This window comes from Polynucleobacter sp. HIN7 (genome assembly GCF_030297595.1).
Lineage (GTDB): Bacteria > Pseudomonadota > Gammaproteobacteria > Burkholderiales > Burkholderiaceae > Polynucleobacter.
In genome coordinates this window covers 1,732,835-1,758,761 of sequence record NZ_AP028138.1, presented here as the reverse complement: position 1 = coordinate 1,758,761, position 25,927 = coordinate 1,732,835, and the positions used below count along the sequence as shown (strand labels likewise).

At 47.3% G+C, this 25,927-nt stretch carries 25 protein-coding genes, 1 pseudogene and 1 riboswitch; of the genes and pseudogenes, 20 read left to right on the top strand and 6 right to left on the bottom strand.

All coding sequences use genetic code 11. From position 1 onward, the window contains the following. The first annotated feature begins 8 nt into the window (after positions 1-8). The 9 genes from QUE64_RS08870 (at position 9) to QUE64_RS08830 (ending at position 8,552) form a co-directional block, all read left to right on the top strand. Positions 9-965: a tyrosine recombinase XerC gene (locus QUE64_RS08870; RefSeq protein WP_286225385.1), complete on the top strand. Its 957-nt coding sequence runs from the start codon at positions 9-11 to the stop codon at positions 963-965. After that, on the top strand, positions 962-2,170 hold the full coding sequence (locus QUE64_RS08865) for a class I SAM-dependent rRNA methyltransferase (protein WP_286225384.1): 1,209 nt from the start codon (positions 962-964) through the stop codon (positions 2,168-2,170). Before QUE64_RS08870 ends, QUE64_RS08865 begins: the two co-directional genes overlap by 4 nt. Before the next feature lie 46 nt (positions 2,171-2,216). After that, positions 2,217-3,269 carry a CobW family GTP-binding protein gene (locus tag QUE64_RS08860; protein WP_286223678.1) on the top strand — a complete coding sequence of 351 codons (1,053 nt, stop codon included), beginning with the start codon at positions 2,217-2,219 and terminating at the stop codon, positions 3,267-3,269. Between the two features lie 184 nt (positions 3,270-3,453). Then, the gene (gene dksA / locus QUE64_RS08855) at positions 3,454-3,939 is read left to right on the top strand and encodes an RNA polymerase-binding protein DksA (protein WP_286225383.1); all 486 of its coding nucleotides are present in this window, start codon (positions 3,454-3,456) and stop codon (positions 3,937-3,939) included. A 14-nt stretch (positions 3,940-3,953) separates the two neighbouring features. Continuing rightward, on the top strand, positions 3,954-4,859 hold the full coding sequence (gene argB / locus QUE64_RS08850) for an acetylglutamate kinase (protein WP_108509220.1): 906 nt from the start codon (positions 3,954-3,956) through the stop codon (positions 4,857-4,859). A gap of 10 nt (positions 4,860-4,869) precedes the next feature. Continuing rightward, on the top strand, positions 4,870-5,523 hold the full coding sequence (gene slmA / locus QUE64_RS08845) for a nucleoid occlusion factor SlmA (protein ID WP_286223676.1): 654 nt from the start codon (positions 4,870-4,872) through the stop codon (positions 5,521-5,523). Beyond that, positions 5,520-6,662, top strand: a complete 1,143-nt coding sequence (gene metX / locus QUE64_RS08840; protein ID WP_286225382.1) for a homoserine O-succinyltransferase MetX — start codon at positions 5,520-5,522, stop codon at positions 6,660-6,662. The genes slmA and metX overlap by 4 nt, the downstream gene beginning before the upstream one ends. Next, positions 6,653-7,240 (top strand): methionine biosynthesis protein MetW, encoded by a 588-nt coding sequence (gene metW / locus QUE64_RS08835; protein ID WP_108509217.1) that lies wholly within the window; start codon positions 6,653-6,655, stop codon positions 7,238-7,240. The genes metX and metW overlap by 10 nt, the downstream gene beginning before the upstream one ends. Continuing rightward, a complete protein-coding gene (locus QUE64_RS08830; RefSeq protein WP_286225381.1) occupies positions 7,227-8,552 on the top strand; it encodes an AmpG family muropeptide MFS transporter in 1,326 nt (441 codons plus the stop codon). Before metW ends, QUE64_RS08830 begins: the two co-directional genes overlap by 14 nt. Here the strand turns inward: QUE64_RS08830 and QUE64_RS08825 are convergent. Beyond that, the gene (locus QUE64_RS08825) at positions 8,524-9,306 is read right to left on the bottom strand and encodes an exodeoxyribonuclease III (protein WP_286225380.1); all 783 of its coding nucleotides are present in this window, start codon (positions 9,304-9,306) and stop codon (positions 8,524-8,526) included. The two genes, QUE64_RS08830 and QUE64_RS08825, sit on opposite strands and share 29 nt — an antisense overlap. Positions 9,307-9,314: 8 nt before the next feature. Here QUE64_RS08825 and pyrE point away from each other — a divergent pair, with 8 nt between their 5' ends. Further along, the gene (gene pyrE, locus QUE64_RS08820) at positions 9,315-9,986 is read left to right on the top strand and encodes an orotate phosphoribosyltransferase (protein WP_286225379.1); all 672 of its coding nucleotides are present in this window, start codon (positions 9,315-9,317) and stop codon (positions 9,984-9,986) included. On the opposite strand, the gene dapF is transcribed toward pyrE, so the two are convergent. From dapF to QUE64_RS08805, 3 genes are read right to left on the bottom strand one after another with little or no spacing between them, the layout of a single operon-like run. Beyond that, positions 9,983-10,870 carry a diaminopimelate epimerase gene (gene dapF / locus QUE64_RS08815; RefSeq protein ID WP_286225377.1) on the bottom strand — a complete coding sequence of 296 codons (888 nt, stop codon included), beginning with the start codon at positions 10,868-10,870 and terminating at the stop codon, positions 9,983-9,985. The genes pyrE and dapF overlap by 4 nt on opposite strands. 24 nt (positions 10,871-10,894) lie before the next feature. After that, positions 10,895-11,794 (bottom strand): LpxL/LpxP family acyltransferase, encoded by a 900-nt coding sequence (locus QUE64_RS08810; protein WP_286225375.1) that lies wholly within the window; start codon positions 11,792-11,794, stop codon positions 10,895-10,897. A gap of 7 nt (positions 11,795-11,801) precedes the next feature. Further along, positions 11,802-12,662, bottom strand: coding sequence for a lysophospholipid acyltransferase family protein (locus QUE64_RS08805; RefSeq protein ID WP_286225374.1), 861 nt, complete (start codon positions 12,660-12,662; stop codon positions 11,802-11,804). Between the two features lie 178 nt (positions 12,663-12,840). Here QUE64_RS08805 and metK point away from each other — a divergent pair, with 178 nt between their 5' ends. The 3 genes from metK to metF all read left to right on the top strand — a co-directional run bounded on the left by metK (position 12,841) and on the right by metF (position 16,489). Next, complete coding sequence (gene metK, locus QUE64_RS08800; protein ID WP_286225373.1) at positions 12,841-14,007, top strand: methionine adenosyltransferase; 1,167 nt, start codon at positions 12,841-12,843, stop codon at positions 14,005-14,007. A gap of 27 nt (positions 14,008-14,034) precedes the next feature. Then, positions 14,035-14,126, top strand: a riboswitch (S-adenosyl-L-homocysteine riboswitch). A gap of 62 nt (positions 14,127-14,188) precedes the next feature. Then, positions 14,189-15,628, top strand: coding sequence for an adenosylhomocysteinase (gene ahcY / locus QUE64_RS08795; protein WP_286223666.1), 1,440 nt, complete (start codon positions 14,189-14,191; stop codon positions 15,626-15,628). A gap of 18 nt (positions 15,629-15,646) precedes the next feature. Next, entirely contained in the window at positions 15,647-16,489 is an 843-nt protein-coding gene (gene metF, locus QUE64_RS08790; RefSeq protein WP_286225372.1) for a methylenetetrahydrofolate reductase [NAD(P)H], read from the top strand. On the opposite strand, the gene QUE64_RS08785 is transcribed toward metF, so the two are convergent. Next, entirely contained in the window at positions 16,479-17,096 is a 618-nt protein-coding gene (locus tag QUE64_RS08785; protein WP_286225371.1) for a 5-formyltetrahydrofolate cyclo-ligase, read from the bottom strand. The genes metF and QUE64_RS08785 overlap by 11 nt on opposite strands. A gap of 29 nt (positions 17,097-17,125) precedes the next feature. Between QUE64_RS08785 and QUE64_RS08780 the strand changes: the two genes are divergently transcribed. The 3 genes and pseudogenes from QUE64_RS08780 to QUE64_RS09095 form a co-directional block, all read left to right on the top strand. Beyond that, complete coding sequence (locus QUE64_RS08780; RefSeq protein WP_286225370.1) at positions 17,126-19,087, top strand: lytic transglycosylase domain-containing protein; 1,962 nt, start codon at positions 17,126-17,128, stop codon at positions 19,085-19,087. Then, positions 19,084-19,995 (top strand): complex I NDUFA9 subunit family protein, encoded by a 912-nt coding sequence (locus QUE64_RS08775; protein ID WP_286225369.1) that lies wholly within the window; start codon positions 19,084-19,086, stop codon positions 19,993-19,995. The genes QUE64_RS08780 and QUE64_RS08775 overlap by 4 nt, the downstream gene beginning before the upstream one ends. Then, positions 19,992-20,627, top strand: a pseudogene (locus QUE64_RS09095) (hypothetical protein); the annotation flags it as partial. The gene QUE64_RS08775 and the pseudogene QUE64_RS09095, both read left to right, overlap by 4 nt. A gap of 488 nt (positions 20,628-21,115) precedes the next feature. Here QUE64_RS09095 and QUE64_RS08765 read toward each other — a convergent pair. Next, positions 21,116-22,294: a class I SAM-dependent methyltransferase gene (locus QUE64_RS08765; protein WP_286225367.1), complete on the bottom strand. Its 1,179-nt coding sequence runs from the start codon at positions 22,292-22,294 to the stop codon at positions 21,116-21,118. A 35-nt stretch (positions 22,295-22,329) separates the two neighbouring features. Between QUE64_RS08765 and QUE64_RS08760 the strand changes: the two genes are divergently transcribed. From QUE64_RS08760 to glmU, 4 genes are read left to right on the top strand one after another with little or no spacing between them, the layout of a single operon-like run. After that, positions 22,330-23,124, top strand: coding sequence for an SDR family oxidoreductase (locus tag QUE64_RS08760; RefSeq protein ID WP_286225366.1), 795 nt, complete (start codon positions 22,330-22,332; stop codon positions 23,122-23,124). An 8-nt stretch (positions 23,125-23,132) separates the two neighbouring features. Next, positions 23,133-23,534 (top strand): dihydroneopterin aldolase, encoded by a 402-nt coding sequence (locus QUE64_RS08755; RefSeq protein ID WP_286223658.1) that lies wholly within the window; start codon positions 23,133-23,135, stop codon positions 23,532-23,534. A 12-nt stretch (positions 23,535-23,546) separates the two neighbouring features. Continuing rightward, positions 23,547-24,458 (top strand): tRNA 2-thiocytidine(32) synthetase TtcA, encoded by a 912-nt coding sequence (gene ttcA / locus QUE64_RS08750; RefSeq protein WP_286225365.1) that lies wholly within the window; start codon positions 23,547-23,549, stop codon positions 24,456-24,458. Between the two features lie 51 nt (positions 24,459-24,509). After that, positions 24,510-25,925: a bifunctional UDP-N-acetylglucosamine diphosphorylase/glucosamine-1-phosphate N-acetyltransferase GlmU gene (gene glmU / locus QUE64_RS08745; protein WP_286223656.1), complete on the top strand. Its 1,416-nt coding sequence runs from the start codon at positions 24,510-24,512 to the stop codon at positions 25,923-25,925. Positions 25,926-25,927: the final 2 nt, after the last annotated feature.

The window sequence follows — 25,927 nt, the reverse complement described above, 5'->3', positions numbered from 1 at the left end:
AAACGATTGTGGACGCTCTCTCGGCAAAGATCGAGGCTTACCTAAATAACTTGCATGTTGTGCGGCAATTATCAGTTCATACGATTAAAGCGTATCGCGCCGATTTAAAAATTCTCTGCGAGAATGCGCAAGCCGAGAAGTGTGCGATCGATCAAATAAATCATGCGCTCATTCGTCGTTGGACTGCAACACTTCATGCGAAGGGATTGTCTGCGCGATCGATTGCTCGGGTTTTATCAGCATGGCGCGGTTTTTATGACTGGCTCCTGTTGGAATGTAAAGGTCAGCTCGAACTAGGATCAAATCCGGTTGCTGATATCAAGGCTCCCAAACGCAGTAAGTTACTGCCAAAGGCATTATCGGTAGAACAAGCACTAGCCCTCATTGAGTTTGCTGCCAAGGAGGCGGCTGAAAACGACAATTGGGAACTGAGTCGTGATCATGCTTTGATCGAACTTTTGTACTCATCAGGCTTGCGCCTCTCAGAGCTCCTAGGCTTAGATAGTGAGCCCAGTCGAGATTCTTTGGGTTGGATTGATTGGACTGCAAGTGAGGTTTCGGTTCTTGGTAAGGGCAATAAGCGCAGAACCATTCCAGTTGGAAAGCCTGCCATGGCAGCGTTACAGCGTTGGAAATCGCAACGCGCTTTATTAACGTTGCAGGATCAGCAGGCTTTATTTGTATCTATTGTGGGTAAGCGGCTTGCGCCACGAACCGTTCAGGCCCGTTTGCGATCAATGGCTATTCGTGCCGGTTTGCCTACTCATGTGCACCCACATATGATGCGCCACAGCTTTGCCAGCCATGTTCTGCAATCGTCCCATGACTTGCGAGCCGTACAAGAAATGCTGGGTCACGCGAGTATTGCCAGTACGCAAATTTATACTGCGCTGGATTTTCAGCATCTAGCAAAAGCCTACGACAATGCTCACCCCCGTGCCAAAGTGAAGAGTAATAAAGCGTGAACTACAGCATCATCCTTGAGGCCGGAAAAGAGCGGCCCATTGTGCGCAGGCACCCTTGGGTCTATGCCACTGCAATCAAGCGGGTTGATGGAAAGCCAAAAGCGGGTGCAACAGTTCAGATCCTTAGTCAAGATGGTCGTTGGATTGCTAAGGGAGCCTACAGTCCGCTCTCGAAGATCCGTGTGCGCGTTTGGTCATGGAATGAAACCGAAGCCATCGATCATGCCTTCTTCAAGCGCAAAATTAGTACCGCAATACAGCATCGGCAGCAATGGATAAAGGGCACAAATGCAATTCGATTAATTGCTGGCGAGGCCGATGGATTGCCCGGTCTGATTGTTGACCAATATGACCGCGTAATTGTTTGTCAATTTCTAAGTGCAGGTGTGGAATATTGGCGAGATGCCATCATCAGCGCCTTACAAGAGCAAACCCAGTGCTCTTTGATGGTCGAGCGATCGGATGCTGCAGTGCGAGCCCGAGAGGGATTAGCTGAGCAGAGTGGTATTTTGTCTGGCGAGCATGATGGAGAGCTCATTTTGGTCAATGAGCATGGGGTTCAGTATGGAATCGATGTGCTAGAAGGTCATAAGACCGGTTTTTATATTGATCAGCGCGATAACCGCAAGCTGGTGTCTGAGCTCGCAAGCAATCGCCGGGTGCTCAATATGTTTTGCTACACCGGCGGCTTCTCTTTGGCGGCTTTGCAAGGAGGGGCGAAGAGCGTTATGTCGGTTGATTCATCGGGGGATGCCCTAGCGTTGGCACAGCGTCAGATGGCAATGAATGGCTATTCTCCGGAATTGGCCACTTGGCATGATGCCGATGCCTTTTCTACCCTTCGCGAATTACGAAGCGCCCAAGAAAAATTTGACTTAATCGTCTTGGATCCCCCAAAGTTTGCCCCATCGGCTCAGCATCTCGAGCGTGCCCTAAAAGCTTATAAAGAGATTAATCGTGCCGCCTTGCAATTGCTCAACCCGGGCGGTCTGCTATTCACATTTTCCTGCTCGGGCGCTGTTAGCCCCCAGCATTTTGAGCAAATGATCACCTCATCCGTGAATGAGGCCATGGCACATATGCAAGATCATGGAACAAGCTACCGGGTCATGCGGCGTTTGGCGGCGGGATTGGATCACCCGGTTCTGGCTAGTTTTCCGGAAGGGGAGTATCTCAAGGGATTGCTGCTCCAGCGTACCCAATAATCGGTAAGATAGCTCTTTATCCATTCTTTTTAGAAATGACATCACGATGGCATTAATACCAGTAACGATTCTCACGGGATTTTTAGGCAGCGGCAAGACCACTTTGTTAAAGCATATTTTGACCGGTGAGCATGGCAAGAAAATTGCGGTGATTGAAAACGAGTTTGGTGAAGAGAATATCGATAACGATATTTTGGTTCAAGATACGCAAGAGCAAATTGTGCAAATGAGCAATGGCTGTGTCTGTTGTTCAATCCGCGGCGATTTGGTTGAAGCATTAAATCAGCTATGGGAGCAGCGCAAGAGTAAAAAAATTCAGTTTGACCAGGTTGTCATTGAAACGACTGGTGTGGCAAATCCTGGTCCGGTTGCGCAAACGTTTTTTATTGATGATGACATTGCGAATCATTACGTGTTAGATGCCGTTGTTACGCTAGTCGATGCTAAGCACGGACAGAAACAGCTCAACGAGCACGAGGAGGTGCAGCGCCAAGTTGGCTTTGCCGATCGCATCTTCATTACTAAAACAGACCTTGCAGGCCCAGAAGAAATTGCGGCTCTAAAAAATCGGTTGATGCATATGAACCCGAGAGCACCTATCCAAACAATTACAAAGGGTGTTGTGCCGCTCGATTCCGTCTTGGATTTGCGGGGATTTAATTTAAACGCGAAGCTTGATATTGACCCCCATTTTTTGGAAGAGGATGATCACGACCATAGCGAGTGCGGTCATGATCACCACCACGATCATGAGCATCACCATGACCATGGCCACAATCATCACAATCACCATGGTCATACCGATCGGATTCAATCATTTGTTTTTAAGAGCGACAAACCCTTTGATCACCGCAAGTTAGAGGACTTCTTAGGAGGGGTCTTGTCCGTGTTTGGGGAGAAGATGTTGCGCTACAAAGGCGTCTTGTATGTGAAGGGCTCGGCCCGCAAAGTGGTTCTTCAGGGCGTTCATGAAATGATGGGTAGTGATTTGGCTGGCCCATGGGGGGCGGAGCCCAAACAAACTCGGATGGTATTTATTGGGATTGATCTACCAAAAGATACTTTGCTGGCCGGATTAGAAGGCTGCTTGGCTAACTAATTGAATTAATTGAATTACTGTACAATGCGCCGCCACGGTTGCATTTAAAAAGCCATTGAAACTTTTATAGAAAGCGTAATAATGCACCCTTGAAAGTGCAATTAAGTAACTTTTAGTAGTAACCCTGATTGGCGATTTTGCTCTAGGGTTTAAGGTGTTGATTATTTGGAACGAAGGAAAAACGATGACGACAAAAGAAGCGAGTACCAAAGCGAAGTCTGCTGAGTCCAGCAAGAAAGCTTCTGGATCGTCCGCTAAGGGCGCCCCCCTAACTGAGGCTGATTTACTAAAGATGTCTGAAAAGGACTATATGAATGCCGCTCAGTTGGAGTTCTTTCGCACCAAATTGCAGACGCTCAAAGAAGATATCTTGAAGCACGCGAGCGAAACAACCGAGCACTTACGTGAAAACATACTGGTCCCCGATCCTGCTGATCGGGCGACGATTGAAGAGGAGCATGCGTTAGAGCTTCGAACCCGAGATCGCGAGCGTAAGCTCTTAAAGAAGGTTGAGCAAGCGTTGGCAAGGATTGAGTCGGGTGACTATGGATGGTGCGAAGAAACTGGTGAAGCGATTGGCTTATCGCGCCTAATTGCCCGTCCAACCGCTAATCTCTCACTCGAGGCTCAAGAGCGTCGTGAGCTGCGCCAAAAGTTATTTGGTGAATAGGATTTCTATTCATCATGACTAAAGCAGTACCAACACTCGCTGACATCCCCCCATTATTGAAGGCCGAGATTCTGGCCGAGGCCTTGCCTTATATTCGGCAATACCATGGCAAAACCATTGTGATTAAGTACGGCGGCAACGCCATGGTTGAAGAGCGTCTCAAAGAGAGTTTTGCGCGCGATGTGATTTTGCTAAAACTAGTTGGCATGAACCCTGTTGTCGTTCATGGTGGCGGCCCTCAAATTGATGAGGCCCTCAAGAAAATTGGTAAGACTGGCACCTTTATTCAGGGAATGCGGGTTACGGATGAGGAGACCATGGAAGTGGTTGAGTGGGTGTTGGGCGGCGAAGTGCAGCAGGACATCGTGATGTTAATTAATCATTTTGGCGGTCAAGCGGTTGGTCTAACTGGCAAAGATGGCGGTTTGATTCATGCCAAGAAAATGATGGTGCCTAATGAGCAAACCCCCTCTGGTGCCCCAATCGATCTCGGCTTTGTCGGTGAAATCGAATCGATTAATCCGGCCGTGGTGAAAGCCTTACAAGATGACGCCTTTATTCCCGTGATTTCACCGATTGGCTTTAGTGAAGAGGGTCAGGCCTACAACATCAACGCGGACCTAGTTGCGGGCAAAATGGCTGAAATCCTCAAAGCTGAGAAATTGGTGATGATGACCAACATACCGGGCGTCATGGATAAATCGGGTAAGCTCTTGACCGATTTAAGTGCGCGCGAGATCGATGCGCTTTTTGCAGACGGTACGATTTCAGGGGGCATGCTACCCAAAATTTCATCTGCGTTAGATGCCGCCAAGAGCGGCGTCAACTCGGTTCATATTATTGATGGGCGTATTGAGCACTCTCTACTCTTAGAAATTCTGACCGAACAAGCTTTTGGTACCATGATACGTTCTAGATAAAAAATAAATCATGAACAGTAGCGGTAGCCCCCTTCATCAAGAATCAGCTTCTGAGGTTAGCGGGGGCGATACCAAGACGCGTAAGCGCCCACGCCCGGGCGAGCGTCGTTTACAAATTCTGCAAATTTTGGCCGAGATGTTGCAAAACCCAAGTGGGGATCGCGTCACCACAGCCGCTTTGGCTGCCAAGATTGGTGTTTCAGAGGCTGCTCTCTATCGACATTTTGCTAGTAAGGCGCAAATGTTTGAGGGATTAATAGCATTTATCGAGCAAACCATTTTTGGACTGATTAATCAGATCAATCAAAAAGAGGAATTGGGCATTGCACAAGTGAAGGGGATGGTGCAAATGCTCTTGGTTTTTGCTGAGAAAAATCCTGGTATGGTGCGCGTTTTATTGGGCGACGCATTGCTGCAGGAAGACGAGCGGCTACAAGAGCGTATCAATCAAGTTTTGGATCGCGTCGAAACATCCTTAAAGCAATCATTGCGGATTGCACAGAGTCAACATCAGGATGGAGCTGTTACCGATACGGCTGGCTTGCAGTCTGCGCTTCTGATGAGTTATGTGGTTGGTCGCTGGCATCGCTTTGCTCGAAGTGGTTTTAAGAAGTTACCCAGCGAAGGAATTGAGCCAAGCCTACGAATTCTGCTGACTGCATGAGTGAGTTGTATCTTTCAAAGAAAACCTATCATTTTGATGCACCGCTGAGGTTGCAAAGCGGCGCTAGCATTGATCAATACGATTTAGTCGTTGAGACTTATGGACGGCTGAATGCAAATGCAAGCAATGCGGTTCTAATTTGCCATGCGCTGAATGCATCGCATCACGTTGCAGGCATTGATCCAGACAGTTCCAATGAGTTGGGTTGGTGGGACAACATGGTTGGACCTGGCAAGCCAGTCGATACCAATCACTTTTTTGTGATTGGGGTAAATAATCTAGGCTCATGTTTTGGCTCAACGGGCCCGATGAGCATTAACCCACAAACCAATGAACCCTATGGGGCGCGCTTTCCAGTGCTCACCGTTGAGGATTGGGTTAACGCACAAGCACGTTTAGCCGATCAGATGGGGATTGAGAAGTTTGCGGCGGTTATGGGGGGCAGTTTAGGTGGTATGCAGGCCATGTCATGGGCGATCCAATATCCAGAGCGTGTTGCCCATTGTGTGGTTATTGCCTCGACGCCAAAGCTTAGTGCACAAAATATCGCATTTAATGAGGTTGCGCGCAATGCAATTTTGTCAGACCCTGATTTTTATGGCGGCGATTATTACAAACATGGCGTCGTTCCCAAGCGAGGCTTGCGCTTAGCGCGGATGGTTGGACATATTACTTATCTATCAGACGATGATATGGCTGAAAAGTTTGGGCGTGATTTGCAGCGCTTAGCTGGCGCGCCAGACGAATATCGTTTTAGTTTTGATGTGGAGTTTGCCGTTGAGAGTTATTTGCGGCATCAGGGCGATAAGTTCTCGGGATATTTTGATGCCAATACGTATTTGCTAATTACGCGTGCGCTAGACTATTTTGACCCAGCAAAACGTCATCAGGGGGACTTGAGTCAAGCCCTAGCGCATGCTCAAGCTAAATTTTTAGTCATCAGTTTTTCAACGGACTGGCGCTTTTCACCCGATCGTAGTCGCGAAATCGTGCAAGCTCTACTCAATAACAAAGCAGATGTGAGCTATGCTGAAATTGATGCACCGCATGGACATGATGCATTCTTACTTAATGATGAGCGCTACCATCGCCTAGTGCGAGCCTATTTTGCGACGATGGCGGAGGCGCAATGCAATTAAGATCTGATTTTGATGCGATCGCTAATTGGGTTGAAACGAACAGCTCTTTACTAGACTTGGGTTGTGGTGATGGATCGTTCCTCGAGTTCATTCGTGCAAAGCGTCAAGCGATTACTTATGGTGTTGAAATTAAAGATAGCGCGGTATTGGCGTGTGTGGAAAAGGGCTTAAACGTAATCCAGCAGGATTTGGAAGGTGGTTTAGCGCTTTTCAAGGATCAAAGCTTTGATACTGTTGTGCTGTCTCAAACTCTACAGACGATCCATCAAACCGAGCGAATCTTGCGTGAGGTGGTGCGGGTTGGAAAGCAATGCGTTGTATCTTTCCCAAACTTTGGACACTGGTCGCACCGCTATGCAGTTGCGCTTGGCCGCATGCCTGTTTCGAAATCCTTGCCCTATGAGTGGTTCAATACCCCCAATGTACGAGTTCTGACCATTGCTGATTTTGAAGCCTTGGCACACAAATTAGGAATTGAGATTTTGGGGCGGGTTGTTTTGCATCATGGCAAGACAGTCCACTGGTTACCTAATTTATTTGGTAGCTTAGCAATCTACCGCGTGCGTGGAGCCAAATAGCATTCGCTCGTGGTTCAGTGATTTACGGGTCTATTTTGAGTGGCCTAGTATTCGTATTTTCTTTTTAGGATTCTCGGCCGGCCTTCCACTTCTCTTAGTATTGGGCACCTTAAGTTTTCGTTTAAGGGAGCTTGGCATTGATCGCAGCACCATTGGCTATTTATCGTGGGTGGGTCTGTTCTATGCTGGTAAATGGCTCTGGGCCCCCTTAGTGGACCGGGTACCAATTCCTGGGGTTACAAAATACTTAGGGCGTCGGCGCAGTTGGTTGCTATTCGCTCAAGCGCTCATCATGATTGGTCTAGTTGGTATGGCCATGAACGATCCTAAACAAGATTTACAGATCATTATTTGGTTTGCATTGTTGGTTGCCTTTGCTTCAGCCACACAAGATATTGCACTTGATGCCTTTCGGATCGAGTCGGCTAAGCCAGAGTACCAGGCTGCTTTAGCAGCCAGTTATCAAACGGGCTATCGCTTAGCCATGATTTGGGCGGGAGCTGGAGCATTGTGGTTGGCGGCCCGTGCTGAAGAAAGCACCAGCCTCTACTTTGCCAACGCTTGGCAATTTGCGTATTTGGTAATGGCATTGTCGATGGGTGTTGGTGTGATCACCACTTTACTAAGCCCTGAGCCCCAAATGGTTCAGCTACCCAAAGCGCGTACCGCAGGCGAGTGGTTGCACCAAACCCTGATTCAGCCATTTGCAGATTTTATTGGCCGCTACCGCTGGCATGCTCTTTTGATTCTGGCACTGATTGCGGTCTACCGCATCAGTGATGTTGTGATGGGGATTATGGCGAACCCGTTTTATGTGGATATGGGCTATACCAAGGATGAGGTGGCGGCAGTCACCAAAGTATTTGGGGTCATCATGACCCTATTGGGAGCATTTATTGGTGGGGTTCTGGCGCTGCGTTTTGGAGTGATGCGCATTCTATTTTTAGGAGCTATTCTCTCGGCGGCCAGCAATCTTCTTTTTGCGTGGCTCAGTACGCGAGGCCATGATCTGACCGGTTTAATTTGGGTGATCTCAGCCGATAATCTGAGTTCCGGCATTGCGTCAGCTGCGTTTATCGCCTACCTTTCTTCATTAACCAATGTTCAATATTCAGCAACGCAATACGCATTATTTAGTTCGATGATGCTGTTGCTGCCAAAATGGCTGGCAGGATTTTCTGGGGTGTATGTCGATCGCTTTGGCTATGAGAGCTTTTTTATTTCAACCGCATTGATTGGCATCCCAGTACTCATCTTGATTGGGATCGCGATTCGGATACAGGTTAAAGGGCCCAATCATATTCAATCATAAGCGGCGCATGGTCTGAGAAGCGCTGTTTTTTATAAACACTCGCCTTCTTAGCGGATTTGCCAAACTCTGGTGTGGCGATTTGATAATCAATACGCCATCCAACATTATTGGTATACGCTTGGCCGCGCTGACTCCACCAGGTATAACAAGTGTCACTCGCATGAGGCTCGAGATGTCGATAGACGTCCATATAGCCTTCTTCGGTAAACAGTCTGGTTAGCCAAGCGCGCTCTTCCGGTAAGAACCCAGAATTTTTTAAATTACCTTTCCAGTTTTTAAGATCAATCTCTTGATGCGCAATGTTGACATCCCCGCACAAAACAATTTGCCGCCCTTTGTTTCGAAGTTTGATGAGGTGGGGTAAAAACGCATCTAGAAAACGAAATTTAGCCTCTTGTCGTTCAGGAGAACTTGAGCCAGAAGGCATGTAGACCGAGACCACTGACAGGGAGCCTATCGAGATCTCGACATAGCGCCCTTCGGCATCAAATTCAGGGTTACCAAAACCAATTTGTAAGTCATCGATGGGATGAGGGGTGAAGATCCCGGCGCCACTATACCCTTTTTTCTCGGCGTAATGGAAATAGGTATTTAGTCCATCGGGTGAGAGGATTGTGCTTTCTAGGTCAGCTTCTTGAGCCTTGAGTTCTTGGACACAGATAAAATCAGCACGCTGATCCTGCATCCACTCCATAAAGCCTTTTTTGGCTGCTGAGCGAATACCATTGAGATTGGCAGAAATGATGCGTAACATACAGACCTATGAGTGTAAATTCAGAACAAATTCAATCGGACTTTATTCAATTCGCGCTTGAGGCAAAAGTACTGTCCTTTGGGGAGTTTAAAACGAAGGCTGGGCGACTGTCCCCCTATTTTTTTAATGCCGGACTCTTTAATGATGGTGCACATCTGGGAAGGCTGGGTGAGTTTTATGCCCAAGCACTACTGGAATCCAAAATTGATTTTGATATGCTCTTTGGGCCCGCATACAAGGGCATTACTTTGGCGGCAAGTACAGCAATTGCACTAGCGCATGCCGGTCGTAATACCCCGTTTGCCTATAACCGCAAAGAGGCTAAAGATCACGGTGAAGGCGGAACCCTGATTGGTGCTCCAGTTTGTGGTCGGGTTGTCATTATTGATGATGTGATTTCAGCGGGCACCTCGGTGCGTGAGTCGGTTGATTTAATTGAGCGGGTCGGTGCCAAGCCCTGCGCGGTATTAATTGCACTCGATCGCATGGAAAAATCAGGAGACGCAGTCAACATTGGCCAATATTCTGCGGTACAAAGTGTCGGGCAAGAATTTGGTTTACCAGTAATTGCGATCGCTAATTTGGATAGCTTAATGCGTTATTTACAGCAATCAAATGATCAGCAATTACAAACGCATCTACCCGCAGTTCAAAATTACCGCGCTCGATACGGAATTTAAAGCGTATTTAAATCAATTTCGCCCTGATACACGGTTTGAGTGGGTCCGCGCATCAAAACGGGGGCATGGGGATTCTGAAAGCCATCCCACAAAATTTCGAGCTCCCCGCCACGGGTGCTTACCTTCACGGGGGAATCTAGCAGTCCGCGTCGAATGCCCGATACCGCTGCAGCACACGCTCCGGTGCCGCACGATAGGGTCTCGCCTGCCCCACGTTCATAAACTCGTAATCGAATTGAATGGCGATCCATCACCTGCATGAAGCCAGCGTTGACTCGATTTGGAAAAGCAGGGTGTGACTCAATGAGAGCACCATCCGTTAATACTGGTGCGCTATCAATATCTTCGACCACTTGAACGGCATGAGGGTTACCCATTGATACAGCAGCAATCCAATCGGCATGTGCACCGCTATTGCGGCTAAGTGGAAGCGCATAAAGAGTTTCGTGTAATTCTTGTTTGCTTGTAAGGCCCGAGGGATCAAATGGAATATCGTGAGGGGCAAAGACGGGGCTGCCCATATCAACTTCTACATACCCGTTCGTTAAGCGTTTAAGCGTTAGAAGACCATTGCGCACCTCAACCCGGATTTGGTCTTTAGTACTGAGGCCTTCTTCATGAACAAAGCGAACAAAGCATCTTGAACCATTGCCGCATTGCTCCACTTCACCGCCGTCTGCATTCAAGATGCGGTATTTAAAATCAATATCCGGCAGGTTACTTTGCTCCACGAGCAAGATTTGATCGGCCCCGATACCAAGTTGGCGATGTGCTAGCTTGCGCCAAATGCTTGGGGTAATCGATCGAATGTCTTGGCGAGTCGCGTCAATCACAATAAAGTCATTGCCGGCGCCATGCATTTTGGTAAAGCGTAATCGGGTCATAACACGTGTTTAGTATCTGTGAGACTAATCATACAAGCTTGCTTCGCCTGGAGGGCGATATTTAAAGCGTTTATGAACCCAATAGTATTCAGCGGGGCGTTTACGAATTTCTTCTTCAAAGTATTGATTTAGCCGAGCAGTGTCAGACACCGGATCATCGCTTGGAAAATTGGGCAGCGCTTTATGGATTTTGCAAATGTATTTACTCTTATCCGCATTCAGTGTTGTGATCATCAAACATACTTCCGCATCACATGCTTTTGCTAGACGCGATATTGCAGTGATTGTATTGGTTGGTATGCCAAAAAAGGGTACAAAAACCGAGTCTTTAGGACCAAGATCAATATCGGGAGCAATGACGACAAAATTGCCTTTACGAATTTCTCGAATTAAGTCAAAAAGTCTATTTTGTCGATTGATAGACTTCGCGCCGAAGCGATTACGCCATTCAATAATTTTTTGATTGAAAAATGGGTTCTTCATATTTTGATAAAAGCCAGCACCACGCTGCCAGCCATTTTTTTCCCCAAGGGCGGAGAGCGCCATGAATCCACATTCAAAGCCGACAAAGTGGGGGATCACCAAAATCCGAGGTTTGTTATCTCCTAAAGGAATTTCGGTCTCAATGTCGACCATCGAGAAAATTTGCTCTGCACTGCCAAGCCAAACACGGCTGCGCTCAATCACTGCACGCCCCAATAGGCGCCAGTGCTCATTAGCTAAGGTTTGTAGTTGATCGGTAGTGAGATTTGGAAAACACAGTTCTAAATTACGAAGAACAACATATTTACGTTGGTGAGGCAGTCGCCCAAATAGTGATCCGAGGCCGTACCCAATTTGAACGGTCCATGCGTAGGGCAGGAAAGCAAAAAGCTTAAGAATGCTCAGGCCAATGTAATTGAGGAGGGTATGTAGCCAGCTCATCGAGTGATTAGTCTTGGGGCGGAAGCTCGGCGCCCTCGGGGTGTTTATAACGGTTGTACGACCAAATAAATTGCTCTGGAGCCTCAAGAATAACTGCTTCAATCGCCTCGTTCATTTGAGTGGCCGCCTGATAGGGATCCTCTGAAAATGCCTTTAGGCGTTGCGCTTTAATGATCCAGCCTTGGCCAAGCGATTTGCGAATGGCTGAAAACAAGATGACAGGGGTTTGATTGCGATTCGCTAAGCGAGCGGGCAGTGGGGTCGTGTAAGCATAGCGATTAAAAAACTTTACCCACACCCCATCACCGCCACTGGGCACCTGATCTGGAAGAATGCCAATCGCCTCACTCTCTTGAAGGGCTTTGACCATTTTTCGTACTCCTTGCAGATTGGTGGGTACAAAGTGCATATTGGGATAGGCGCGTTGCTCTTCGATCAGATGATTTAACCATTCTTGACGGGCCGGCCGATACAAGATGGTGGCCGGGAAATGATTGGCCAATATGCGGGGAATGATTTCAAAGCCGCCAAGATGGGGTGTGAGCATCACCAAGCCCTTGCCCTCTTGAACTGCTTGATCGACTGGGCTCCAGTCTTGAATGTGAGCGCGTGAAAGTGCTTTTTGGGGGTTATGCCAGATCCAAAGGCTGTCGATAAAAAGCATGCCAGAGGCTGCAGCCGCTTTCCATGGATGAGTTGTCTTGCCATGAAGTTGCATCGCATGGCGATAGTTTTCTTGAAATAAGCCACGAAAATGAGAGGAAAAGGTATAGGCCATCATTCCGCCCAAGCCACCCAGAATCTGAGCCAAACTCAAGGGGAGACTGGCGATACCTTTTAGAATGAAATTCAAAGCCCACTGTGACATTTGCTAATGATATTCAATTCACTATGCGATTTGGCGGCCAGTCCATAGATGCGATAGAATTTGGTTATTCGCCGAGTTAAAGACAACTTGCGGGGCGAATTAAAAAAATCTGCTAAAGCGTCGCCGTTGTATTCCCCGGCACGTGGTGTTGTCAGTGCTTAATTAAATGGAGAATAGAATGGCTAATGATTATTTCTTTACCTCAGAATCGGTTTCTGAGGGACATCCCGATAAAGTTGCAGACCAAATCTCAGATTCAATCTTAGATGCGATCTTGGCACAAGATCCAAAGGCGCGTGTTGCCGCTGAGACACTTTGTAATACTGGCTTAGTAGTTCTCGCTGGTGAAATTACCACCAATGCTAATGTTGATTACATTCAAGTCGCACGCAATACCCTGCGCGAGATTGGCTATGACAACACTGAATACGGCATCGATTACAAAGGCTGCGCAGTTTTGGTGGCTTATGACAAACAAAGTCCAGACATTGCGCAAGGTGTTGATAAAGCGCACGATGATGGCTTAGATCAAGGTGCAGGCGATCAGGGATTAATGTTTGGTTATGCCTGCGATGAGACCCCTGAGTTAATGCCCCTTCCAATTTATTTGTCGCACCGTCTAGTCGAGCGCCAATCTCAATTGCGTCGCGATGGGCGTCTAAATTGGCTACGCCCCGATGCAAAATCCCAAGTGACCTTGCGCTATGTCGATGGAAAGCCTGACTCGATTGATACGGTAGTGCTATCGACACAGCATGCTGCGGATATTCCTTTGGAGAAATTACGTGAAGCGGTGATTGAAGAAATTATCAAACCCGTTTTACCTAAGCATTTAATCAAGGGCGATATTAAATATTTAGTAAACCCAACCGGTCGTTTTGTGATTGGCGGCCCCCAAGGCGATTGCGGTCTCACCGGACGCAAAATTATTGTGGATACTTACGGTGGCGCAGCTCCTCACGGTGGCGGTGCATTTTCTGGGAAAGATCCGTCTAAGGTGGATCGATCGGCTGCCTACGCTGGCCGCTATGTAGCTAAGAATGTAGTCGCTGCAGGTCTGGCAAGTAAATGCCTCATTCAGATCTCGTATGCGATTGGTGTGGCTCGTCCTACATCGGTGATGGTTAGCACCTTTGGTACTGGCAAGATTGCGGATGAGCAGATTGCAAAACTTGTATCTGAGCATTTTGATCTGCGTCCGAAGGGTATTGTGAAAATGCTTGATCTCTTGCGGCCTATTTATAAAAAGACCGCTGCATATGGCCATTTTGGCCGCGAGGAGCCTGAATTCACATGGGAGCGCAAGGACAAGGCGGCTGCTTTGAAGGCTGGCGCAGGCCTCTAGCCCAAAATTGATTACAATTTAGGCAATTCCTTCAAGGAGCGTTGCAAGGGGCGCATCGTCGCCCCCCAGGCTTGAAGGGGAGTTACTTAGTAACTTCATTGCAACTGCGCTCGCTAACCCGAATGCTGGCGGTTAGCGAGTCACTATTGGCTCCGCTGGCGTTCTTTAGCTGGAGCTATTCATGAATACCGTTGCTGATTTAAAGTTAAATGGCGATTTTGCAATTGCCGATATTGGCTTAGCCGACTTTGGCCGTAAAGAAATCAAAATTGCAGAAACCGAGATGCCTGGTTTGATGGCGATTCGTGAAGAGTTTGCCGCCAAGCAGCCATTGCGCGGCGCGCGCATCACCGGATCGCTACACATGACCATTCAAACTGCGGTTCTGATTGAAACGCTTGAGGCCTTGGGTGCCGAAGTGCGCTGGGCATCATGTAATATTTTTTCAACACAAGACCATGCTGCTGCCGCGATCGCTGCGAATGGCACCCCAGTATTTGCGATTAAAGGTGAGACCCTCGAGCAGTATTGGGATTTCACTCATAAGATCTTTGAGTGGGCCGATGGTGGATACAGCAATATGATCTTGGATGACGGTGGTGACGCAACCCTGTTGCTACACCTAGGCAGTAAGGCTGAAAAAGACCAAGCCGTTCTGAACCATCCAACGAGCGAAGAGGAACGTATTCTCTTTGCGGCGATTAAGAGTAAATTGGCGATCGATCCAACATGGTACTCAACTCGGTTAGCGAAGATTAACGGCGTTACCGAAGAAACCACAACGGGTGTGCATCGTCTTTATCAAATGCACGCCAAAGGCGAATTGCATTTCCCAGCCATTAACGTCAATGACTCAGTTACTAAGAGCAAATTTGATAATTTGTACGGCTGCCGCGAATCCTTAGTCGATGCAATTAAGCGCGCAACTGACGTGATGATTGCCGGCAAGATTGCCGTTGTGGCTGGTTATGGTGATGTGGGTAAAGGCTCTGCACAAGCATTGCGAGCCCTCTCAGCTCAAGTATGGGTTACAGAGGTTGATCCAATCTGTGCGCTTCAGGCCGCGATGGAAGGATATCGCGTAGTCACGATGGAGTATGCCGCCGACAAAGCCGATATTTTTGTGACTGCCACTGGTAACTATCACGTTATTACGCACGATCATATGAAGAAGATGAAAGACCAGGCGATTGTGTGCAATATCGGCCACTTTGATAACGAAATTGATATTGCTAGTATTGAAAAATACCAATGGGAAGAAATTAAGCCACAGGTTGACCACGTGATCTTCCCAGCGGCCAACGGTCTTCCAGAAAAGCGCCTGATTATTTTGGCCAAGGGCCGTTTAGTGAACTTAGGCTGCGGTACTGGACACCCTTCGTATGTCATGAGCTCTTCGTTTGCCAATCAAGTGATTGCACAGATCGAGCTCTGGGGTGCGGCAGGGACGAATAAATATCCTGTTGGGGTCTATACCTTGCCTAAGCATTTAGATGAAAAAGTTGCTCGTTTGCAACTGAAGAAATTGAACGCACAGTTAACGGAGCTTTCGGATCAACAAGCGGCTTACATTGGCGTTAAGAAAGAAGGCCCATTTAAGCCCGAAACTTATCGTTATTAAAAAGCTAAAGGGTTTGCTATGGAATTAAGCGTCGAGTTCTTCCCCCCCAAAACCCCGGAGGGGGAGGCACGCTTGTTGCAAACGCGAGAGCGAATCACAGCGGCACTGCAGCCCGCCTTTTATTCGGTGACCTTTGGTGCGGGCGGTTCGACTCAATCGGGAACCTTGCAGACCGTTGAGGCAATTCATCGGGCGGGAGAGGTAGTAGCTCCTCATTTATCGTGTGTGGGTAGCTCTAAGGAATTAATTGGGAAACTTCTTGCACAATACAAGGCCTTGGGTATCAAACGAATTGTGGCCTTACGTGGTGATTTACCTTCTGGCATGGGGCAATACGGTGAGCTGCAGCATGCCAATCAGTTAGTGGAATTTATTCGCCAAGAGACCGGTGACTGGTTTCATATTGAGGTAGCCGCTTATCCCGAGACCCATCCGCAGGCGCAGTCGCCCAGCAAGGATGTCGCCTACTTTGCCCAAAAAATTAAGGCGGGCGCTAACTCAGCAATTACCCAATACTTTTTTAACAGCGATGCGTATTTTCGGTTTGTAGATGATGCTTATCAATTAGGTGTTGATGTGCCTGTGGTTGCCGGCATTATGCCGATTACCAGTAGTACCCAATTGCTACGTTTTTCAGATGCATGCGGCGCAGAAATACCGCGCTGGATTCGTCTGCGTCTTTTGGCATACGGCGATGACAGCGCTTCGATTAAAGCCTTTGGCGAGGATGTGGTGAGCGCATTGTGCGAGCAACTTATCGTTGCTGGAGTGCCTGGACTACATTTTTACTCGCTAAACCAAGCAGAGCCCGTGATTCGTATTGCTCAGAATCTACAATTGGACCAAGCATCTAAGACTTAATCGAGCTTCGATAGATACCAAAGTTTGTGACCACCAAATCAAGCGCCTGATCATGAACCTCGGGGGTCCAGCGATCAAGATCTAGTGCCTGCCAGTCAAATGCGATGCCAATCGTTGTGAATCGATGCCCCGTCTGCTTCAAGGAAGCAATGGTACGATCAAAATAACCTCCTCCATAGCCAAGCCGCCAGTATTGGTTCTGATAATTGAGCCACCCAACACAGGGAATCAGGATGCAGTCGGGGGTCTTGCTTTGCACACCGCTTGCAGTCGGATCGGGTTCCGCAATCCCATAGGTATTGAGAATCAGGGGGTCAGAGTCCGACCAGGTATAAAAGCTTAATTGCCGATCGGGTCTAACTTTGGGTAATAGGAGGTATCGATTCGGGTTTGAGGATCGCCATTCACGCAGGGGCTCGCGTAGATCAAGTTCGTCACGATAAGGCCAGCAAAATGCAATGGATTGATATGCCCCTGCTTCTTGAAGTAGAAATTGACTGAAATACGATAAAAAATGGGCATATGCAGGATCAAATTCGGGGGATTGAGCAAATGACGTGCGCCGCCTCAAAAGATCCTGTCGAATTTGATGAATAGGGGTATGCATGGCACTTATTATCGGGTGAAAATAACAAAATGACCCAAAATTTTGCTTTTATGCCAAAACCTCCGATCAAGCATTTTCTTCTTTTTGCAATCCTAGTACTTTGCTTGGGAGCCTGGGAAAGTGGCTTTGCTAAAAAGCCAAATCTCAACAAATCCTCCCAAGGTCAGCCAACTCCTTTTGAGATCACAGAAGCTGATAAATTATTTATTGAGCTACGCGATGCTGCACGGCGTAATGATGTACCAAAAACCCAACAGCTCTCAGCGCAATTAAGTAACTATCCGGATACGGATTATGTGAGGTATTTTCGAATCAAACCCCAAATGTTTGATAGGGGAAATGAGGCGCGGGCAGATTCCTCGGTCGACGAAGAGGTTGGGGCTTTTCTAAAAACCTATGAGGGGACTGCGATTGGTGATCGCATGCGTAACGATTGGCTGCTAGTTCTTGGCAAGCGAAAAGATTGGACCCAATTTGATCGAGAGTATCCAAAGTTTGTTTTGGATGACGATACGAATGTGAAGTGTTATGCGCTTCATTCACGGCTGATAAAGCAAGAGGACGCAAAGCGTGTTGGTCAAGATACACTCAAAATCATGGTTGATCCTCGCCAGTTTGGGTCTGCTTGCCAAGAGTTGGTGCCTGCATTAGTCCAGGCAAATGGTCTATCCAACTCTCAGGCAAGAGCGCTTGGTCGCGCTGCTGCTGAAATGAATTTTGAAACCGCAGGGCGACGCATCGGCGGAGAGGATCCGATTGCTAGCATAGTGCGTAGCGCAAGAGCAGACTCAACTAAAACGTATCGTGACTTCTTGCAAACTAGCTTGCGCTATAGCAAAGAAGATCAAGCGATGGCATGGGGTGTGATTGGGCAATTTTTAGCAAAACGCTTAGATCGCAACGCATACGATGCCTATCGGCGTCAACAGCAATTGGGCTTTAATTCCTTACTATCCGCAGAAACTCAGGAATGGAAAGTTCGTACGGCTTTACGGGCTCACGATTGGCAGCTGGTGCGCGAGTCGATTGAATCCATGAATCCGGTCGTTCGCGAACGCGATCCAGCGTGGACTTATTGGTACGGCAGATCATTAAAAGAGTTGGGCGATCCAGAGAAAGCCAATGTGCAGTTTCAGTTGCTGGAAGACCAATTTAATTTTTATGGACAGTTAGCCCGCGAGGAGTTGGGTAAGCCTATTGTGATTCCGCCCAAAGTGAAAGTTAGCGACGGGGAAATTAAGGAGATGGGTAAGCGCCCTGGGTTTACTCGGGCTGAGCGTTTTTATGCCATGAACCTTCGCTTTGAAGGAAATCGTGAATGGAACTGGGAGTTACGTGGCATGAGCGATCGCCAGTTATTAGCCGCTGCAGAATATGCCAAACGCATCCATTTATATGATCGTACGGTCAATACGGCCGATCGTACCAAAGGCGAGCATGATTTTGCCCTGCGTTATCCAACGCCCTTTAAAGATCAACTCAGTCCAATTGCTAAAAACATCGACTTGAACTTAGCCTGGGCTTATGGTTTGATCCGTCAAGAGTCTCGGTTCATTACCAACGCCTCATCATCAGTGGGCGCTTCGGGTTTGATGCAGGTGATGCCCAATACCGCCAAGTATGTTGCTAAGAAAATCGGTATGAATTCCTATACCAATGAACGTCTCAAAGAAACGCAAACAAATTTGACCTTGGGAAGCCATTACTTAAATATGGTTTTAAAAGACCTTGATGACTCTTGGGTATTGGCGTCTGCCGCCTACAATGCCGGCCCATCACGGCCAAAATCGTGGCGAGAGAGATTAAACCAATCCACTGAAGGAGCAATTTTTGTGGAATCGATTCCCTTTAATGAGACACGTACTTATGTGAAGAATGTACTCGCCAATGCGAGCTACTATTCACTTTTAATGGATGGACAAACCACTCCCATGAAACAACGCCTGGGAGTGATTGCCCCTAAAACTGCCGTATTGAGTGAACTACCATGAAACATGACATTTTATTAATTGGCGGGAGCGGCTTTGTTGGCAAGGCGATTAGCCAGAAGCTGCAAAGTAAAGGCTACTCCGTATTGATTCCATCGCGGCGTTATAGCGCTATGCGAGACCTACGACTATTACCTAGTGTGACCTTAGTTGAAGCAGATGTAAATCAGCCTGGAGTTATTGAACGCTTGTGCGGACACGTAAAGCCACACGGAGCGGTTATCAACCTAGTTGGTATCTTGCAAGATCAAGTAGCAAAACCATATGGCCCTGGTTTTAAAAGAGTTCATGTGGATTTACCTCAGATGATCATTGAGGCCATGAAAGCCAAACAGCTCAGACGCTATTTGCACATGAGCGCTTTGGGTGCCGACTCGAATGGCCCTTCCATGTATCAACGCAGTAAGGGCGACGGTGAAAATCGGGTGCTAGCCAGCGGTTTAGATTGGACCATTTTTAGACCATCGGTCATTTTTGGAGAGCATGATCAGTTCATTAATACATTTGCTAATCTAGCGAAGGTATTCCCAGTGATTCCATTGGCATATTCACATGCCAAGTTTCAGCCGGTAAGCGTAAACGATGTTGCCAGTGCATTTGTCATGGCATTAACTCACCTTAGTACCATTCATCAGACCTATGATTTGGTCGGTCCTGAAGTGTTCACGATGAAACAATTGGTTGAATTTGCGGCTCGCAAAGCGGGTAAGGATCGTCTCATTGTTTCATTGCCAAATTGGGTTGGATACCTTCAGGCATTGGCATTTGAGTTTGGCCCAGGCCCCACTTTAATGTCCCGTGACAATATTGCCTCCATGAGTATCCCCAATATATTGCCTGCGGGTGGAAAAGACGCTTTGGTTGATGAGTTTAGGATTGCCAAACAGCGTATTGAGAGTTTGCTGACTTGAAGATTTATCAAGTCGGCGGGGCAGTACGGGACCGTTTGCTTGGAAGAGCGGTTCATGATGTCGATTACGTAGTGGTTGGCGGAACTGCCGATGAAATGATGCAAAAAGGATTTCGGCCGGTGGGGAGTCATTTCCCAGTATTTTTGCATCCCATCACCAATGCAGAATACGCACTAGCTAGGACGGAGCGCAAGACAGCGCCGGGTCACCAGGGCTTTACTTTTCATGCAGATCCAAGCGTGACCCTAGAGGAGGATCTGCAACGGCGCGACTTGACCATCAATGCCATGGCCGAAGCAGTCAATGATGTCGGTGAGCCGGTCGGAGAGATCGTTGATCCCTATGGCGGTCAGGTTGATCTGAGGGCGGGCATATTGCGACATGTCTCAAATGCCTTTTTAGAGGACCCTTTAAGGGTATTACGCGTTGCCCGATTTGCAGCACGTTTTCCAGATTTTCATATCGCGCCCGAGACACTCGTTCTCATGGGGCGAATGGTTCGCACGCGTGAGTTAGAAACCTTATCAAAGGAGCGCATCTGGCAAGAGCTAGCGCGTGCCATGGAAGAAACAGATCCACTCCGCTTTATCGAAACACTTAATCAGTGCAATGCCCTATCGGATGTGTTGCCAGCTAGCTTTGAGAAACAGTGGCATCAGGAAGCTGCTCAAAAGAGCATTCGGCATTCAATGCATTTAGTTGTCGCGGCGCGCCCCGAGCTAAATCAGCGTATCGCCTGTTTATCAAGAACCATTCCTCCAGCCGAAATCCAGGAGTGGGCTCGTGGGTCGAAGGTGCCAAATGAGATTGCCGAATATTGCCAGATTGCGGCGGATTTTGAGTCAGTGCACTCCAAATTAATTCCAAACGATATTCTGGCATTTTTTAATCGGGCTGACTTATGGAGAAAGCCTCACCGTATCATGGAACTACTTAGTCTTTTTGAGGTGCTAGGGATTGATATAGCAGTTTGGCAAAAGCTGGTTAGCAAATTGATAGGTATTGATGCCGGACAAATTGCGAAGTCTGTAAGCCAACGCTCAGATGTCAATGAGTTAGGTAAAGCAATTCATACGGAGCTTGAGAGGGTGCGCCTCTTCACCATTCAAGAAGCGCTGTCTTAATAAACTCGGTTACGGCCCCCAAAGCCGGGGAGTGCATAGAGATCCAAATCAAGAGCTTTTAGGTGTTTACCGAAAGCCAATACTTTGAAGAGCTCTCCCATTTCAGCTTCTGAAATTAATTTCTGTATTCCATTCGATATGGCGATCATCTGCTGAGGGTCGCTTGGATCAGATTGCTGCAATACTAAATCGGTAATGCCAGCATCCAACAAGTACGATGCTTGGCTAGAAAAAAATGACTGTACATTTTCTTTGTTCTCTATTGAATGCAAAAGCTTCGAGAAATTGATGTGGCAGGTGATATCCGAGATACCGGGTAAGGCTAGCACATTGCTTAGCGCTTGATGATGAAAGTGCGCCATGAGTGTGCCGGTATTTCGTTGGGGGTGGTAATACTCCTGCTGGTGAAAGCCATAGTCAATTATCAGCAATAAACCCTCATCGAGCCGATCAATCACTTTTGCAAACCAAGCCTCGGCCTGAGGGTGGATTTCAGTCATATACCCATTGCTCGCGCAGTTGATCAATGGTTGGACCTCTAGTTTTTCTCCGGGTACAGATATAAGAAATTGATCAGGCTCTGTTCCAAGCCCAACCCCAGCATAGTGCCAAGCATGGTCTTGATACACAATACGTTCACAGGGAATTGCATCGAGTACTTCATTGGCCATAACGACGCCATGAAAAGAAGGCAATACCTCTGAATGCCACTGACAATGCGTTTCAATCCCATGACTGCGACATATGTCTAGCAGTAATTTTTGTTGACGTTCAGTTAAATTCGGTGACACATCAATGATGTGATATTCATCGAGTTTAAAGCCGCGACGGTGCAGATCCAATAGGATCGTCTTGGCAAGCTGCCCTGTCCCCGCGCCGATTTCGATGATGCGGGTCTGTTGCCCCTGCTTTCTTAATCCTTCTAGTACGGGCAGAATCGTATTAACAATGGTTTGGCCAAAAAATGGGCTGATTTCTGGAGCGGTTATGAAATCTCCAGAGCGTCCAAATTTTTCTAGGGCGCTGGTGTAATAACCCAGGCTAGGCTGATACAGGGCGAGCTCCATGTAACGTGAAAAGGGGATCCAACCACCCTTTTCCTGAATTTCTTGGGAAATTTTGGTTAGGATGGCCTCTAAATGTTCCGCTTGCGCCCGTGTCAGGTTAATATCCATAGCTCGCTAGTCTAAGTGAGTTTTTTCTACAGCACATGAAAACAATGGCAGATCGGACAGTTTTGGTCACCGGCGCAGCCAAGCGCCTTGGTCGAGAAATCGCCCTGTATTTTGCTCGCGAAGGCTGGAATGTCATTGTTCATTATGGCCAATCTACCCAAGAGGCAAAAGCCGTGGTTGCTGAGATTCATGGATTGGGAGTGAAGGCGATTGCGCTGCAGGCAAATTTGTCGCATCAAGCAGAAGTCGAATCTTTGATCGAAAAAAGCATCAATCAATTTTCAAGAATTGATTGTCTAATTAATAGTGCTGCAATTTTCGAATACGATCGACCCAGCCAGGACGATCATTTGGTGAGTGCGAACTTAATTGAGCGCCATGCCCAAATTAATCTTGCAGCCCCAATTCTGATGGCTCAAGCAATGTTTCATCATCTTAAGACTCAGCCAATCAGCAAAGACTTTGTTCCCGCAACCATTCAATTATTAGATCAAAAGTTAATCAATTTAAATCCGGATTATTTTTCGTATACGCTTTCTAAAAGTGCCTTATTAACCGCTACCGAAATGATGGCTCGCGATTTCGCCCCATATATGCGCTCTGTTGGTTTGGCCCCAGGGATTACCTTGCCATCGGGTGATCAGAGTCAATCCGAGTTTGAGAAAGCCCACCAAGCTACTCCGCTGGGGCAATCATCTACCGCACAGGATATTGCGAGCGCCGCATTTTTCTTAGCCAATGCTAAGTCGATTACGGGGACTACGCTGTATGTTGATGGCGGACAACATTTACTTGCATCCGATCGGGATGTGATGTTCAAAATTAAATAATAGTTTCTATGCACTCATTACTATCTCATCCAAGCCTGATTCATTGTCGACGTCTCTTTTTGAAAGACTACGAGGTTTATATCAATATTGGCGTTCATGATTTTGAGAAGCGCGCCGAGCAGAGGGTGATCTTCAATGTCGAGATTTATGTTCCCCTGGAACTAAATACCCCGAAGCAAGATCTTTTAGAAGAGGTACTTGATTATGATTTCATTCGAAAGACCATCGTAGAGCGCGTTAAACGCGGCCATATTCATTTACAAGAAACCCTCTGCGATGAGATCGTGGCAGCAATTCTTGAGCATCCAAATGTGATGGCGGTACGAGTTAGTACTGCAAAGCCCGATGTCTATCCGGATTGTGAAGCGGTTGGTGTTGAAGTCTTTAAGATGAAGCAAGCATCTGACTAATGGGAGCCGCCGATGGTAGACCCTCGTAAGCAAGCATTTGAAGAGAATAAGCTAGATAAAAAACTATGTCGCCTGGTTGGCCAAGCGATCGGTGATTTTGGCATGATTGCCGATGGTGATAAGGTGATGGTGTGTCTGTCTGGCGGTAAGGATAGCTATACCTTACTTGATATTTTATTGAAGTTACGTGAACGGGCGCCGATTTCATTTGATCTGGTTGCTGTGAACTTAGATCAAAAACAACCTAACTTTCCCAGTGACACGCTACCTAATTATTTACGCGAACTCAATATCCCTTTTCATATTGAAGAGCAAGATACCTATAGCATTGTGAAGCGGGTGATTCCTGAGGGGAAAACAACCTGCGGATTATGTTCTCGTTTACGTCGTGGGATTTTGTATCGAGTTGCCGATGAGCTGGGGGCAACTAAGATCGCATTAGGTCACCACCGCGATGACATCTTAGAAACATTACTACTCAATATGTTTTATGGAGGCAAGTTAAAAGCAATGCCGCCTAAATTGCGCTCTGATGATGGACGTCATTTGGTCATTCGGCCTTTAGCGTATGTTCCTGAAAAATTAATCGAGCGCTATGCACAATCGATGCAGTTTCCAATTATTCCTTGTGATTTATGTGGCAGTCAGCCCAATTTGCAAAGGGCTGCCATGAAAAAATTACTACGGGAGTGGGAGAAGGAGTTTCCTGGTCGGATTGAAAACCTGTTTCGTTCCTTACATCAGATTGTTCCATCTCACCTTTTAGACCAAGACGCTTTTGATTTTCAGAATCTATCCATTCACTCGGATTTGACCCATTTCGTTAAATCGTATGAGGGTGATCGTGCAATCGATGAGGGTATTGATGTGTGTGTCGCAACAGAGCCCGCTTGGTCATCGCTAACCTGGATCCATAAGGACTAAAGTACGTCCATCTGCATCACTAGGTTGCTTCTAAGCCCTATAATTAATCCCATGAATATCGTCATCTTGGCTGCTGGGCAAGGCAAGCGTATGAAATCCGCTTTGCCAAAGGTATTGCAGCCTCTAGCGGGAAAACCGTTACTACAGCATGTGCTTGAAACCGCATTAGCGCTTGTGCCCAAGGCCCAGCCGCTTGTTGTGATTGGGCATGGTGCACAACAGGTTCAAACATTCTTAGGCCATTTAGCTGATTTTGATCAGCGCTTTAATAAGGTCAAGACCGTTTTGCAAAAAGAGCAAAAAGGAACGGGCCATGCACTATTGCAAGCTTTGCCAAAATTAAATCCTGCGTTGCCCACACTCGTGTTGTATGGCGATGTACCTCTATGTTCTAAAGAAACCTTAAATAAGCTTGCCCGCTTAAGCGATGGAGCAGTTGGTTTACTAACTCACCGCATGCAAAATCCATTTGGTTATGGTCGTATTGTGCGCGACCTTGATGGCAATGTGCAAGCCATTGTTGAGGAAAGGGATGCTAATTCGACCATTCGCTCGATTTCAGAAATTAATACCGGCATCATGGTTTTGCCCACTAAGCAATTGGGCAAGTGGCTTAAAGGGATTAAAGCTAAAAATGCGCAAGGTGAATATTACTTAACGGATGTCATCGCCATGGCGGTTAAGGCGGGTGTGCCAGTGCGATCCGCCCAAGCGATCGATGATTATGAGATTCTGGGGGTAAACGACCGCATACAATTAGCGGAGTTAGAGCGCGTGTTGCAGCGTCAGATCGCTCAAGCGCTTTTAGAGAATGGTGTCACGCTTTTTGATCCTAATCGAATCGATGTTCGCGGTGAGTTGCGCTGTGGCAAGGATGTATGGATTGATGTCGGTTGTGTTTTTGAAGGAATCGTAACCCTAGCTGATCAGGTTCGCATCGGACCCTATTGCGTCTTAAAAGATACGAACATTGGAGAGGGCACCACGATCGAAGCATTTAGCCATCTTGACGGCGCTAGGATTGGCCCTGCTAATCGAATAGGACCCTATGCACGGATTCGGCCGGGCGCTGAATTGGCAAGCGATGTTCATATTGGCAATTTTGTAGAAGTTAAAAATAGCAAAATTGCATCACAGAGCAAAGCCAATCACTTAGCGTATGTGGGTGATTCGATTGTTGGATCACGCGTCAACATTGGCGCAGGCACGATTACTTGCAATTACGATGGAGTTAATAAGCACCAAACAGTGATTGAAGACGATGTATTTATTGGCTCGGATACGCAGTTGGTTGCCCCTGTAAAGGTAGGCAAAGGCGCCACGCTAGGCGCAGGCACTACACTCACCAAGGATGCACCTGCAGGAAAATTAACGGTATCGCGGGCAAAGCAAATTTCGATTGAATGGCAACGTCCCACGAAATTGAAAAGTGCGTCGCCAAAAACAAAAAAGATTGCTCGAAAGTAAAT